This is a genomic window from Aquimarina pacifica (genome assembly GCF_000520955.1).
Taxonomy (GTDB): domain Bacteria; phylum Bacteroidota; class Bacteroidia; order Flavobacteriales; family Flavobacteriaceae; genus Aquimarina; species Aquimarina pacifica.
This window is the reverse complement of record NZ_JACC01000103.1, coordinates 1-1,358: the sequence shown is the minus strand read 5'-3', so window position 1 is coordinate 1,358 and position 1,358 is coordinate 1. Positions and strand designations below refer to the sequence as shown.

Annotated in this window: 1 protein-coding gene; it reads left to right on the top strand. The window is 47.7% G+C overall.

The annotated features are described in order from the left end of the window. The coding region (locus tag DZ60_RS23780; RefSeq protein WP_034230488.1) for a DUF7507 domain-containing protein at positions 1–1,358 on the top strand (1,358 nt) is incomplete at both ends.

The following is a 1,358-nucleotide window of genomic DNA, read 5'->3' as shown; positions in this document are numbered from 1 at the left end:
ACCGATGGGGATACAGATTTTGAGAATGACCCTACAGTCACCTTAACACCCGCGAGTTCCAGTTTAGCTACGGTTAAGACGAGTGTTTTGGATATTACTGGTGGTGTTGATGCTACGATTGCCGATGTTGGCGATGTGTTTACCTATACCTATACGGTTGAGAATACGGGTAATACGACGTTAACAGGAGTGAGTGTTAGTGAGACGATATTTAGTGGAAGTGGTGGTGCTCCAACACCAGTGTTTGATATGAATGATGGTCCAAGTGCTGCGGGTACGTTGATTCCTGGTGAGACGGCTACTTTTGAGGCGACCTATGCGATCACTCAGGCGGATATTGATGCCGGCGGATTAGAGAACAGTGCTACGGGTACGGGTACACCTCCTGCGGATCCAGATGGTACGATCAACCCGGCGCTTACAGATGTTTCTGATGCCGGTGATGATACGCTCAATGAACCTGGTTTAGATGGTACAGATGATGGAGATACAGATTTTGAGAATGATCCTACGGTGAGTTTGATTCCCGCGAGTCCAAGTATAGCTACGGTTAAGAGTGGTGTATTAGATATTACGGGCGGCTTAGATGCTACGGTAGTTGATGCTGGTGATACGATAGAATATACCTATACGGTTGAGAATACGGGTAATACGACGTTAACAGGAGTGAATGTTAGTGAGACGTTGTTTAGTGGAAGTGGTGGTGCTCCAACGCCTGGCTTTGATATGAATAGTGGTCCAAGTGCTGCAGGCACGTTGATTCCTGGTGAGACGGCTACTTTTGAGGCGACCTATACGCTTACTCAGGCAGATATTGATGCCGGAGGAATTGAGAACAGTGCTACAGGTACAGGAACCCCACCAGCAGATCCAGACGGTACGATCAATCCGGCGATCACGGATGTTTCTGATGCGGGTGATGATACGCTTAATGAGCCTGGTTTAGATGGTACTACCGATGGGGATACAGATTTTGAGAATGATCCTACGGTAGTGTTAACACCCGCGAGTTCCAGTCTAGCGACAGTGAAGACGAGTGTCTTGGATATTACAGGTGGAGCAGATGCTACGATTGCCGATGTTGGCGATACGATAGCATATACGTATACAGTTGAGAATACAGGTAATACGACGTTAACAGGAGTGAGTGTTAGTGAGACGATATTTAGTGGAAGTGGTGGTGCTCCAACGCCATTGTTTGATATGAATGATGGTCCAAGTGCTGCGGGTACGTTGATTCCTGGTGAGACGGCTACTTTTGAGGCGACTTATGTGCTTACTCAGGCTGATATTAATGCCGGAGGAATTGAGAACAGTGCTACGGGTACAGGTACGCCTCCTGCGGATCCAGATGGTAC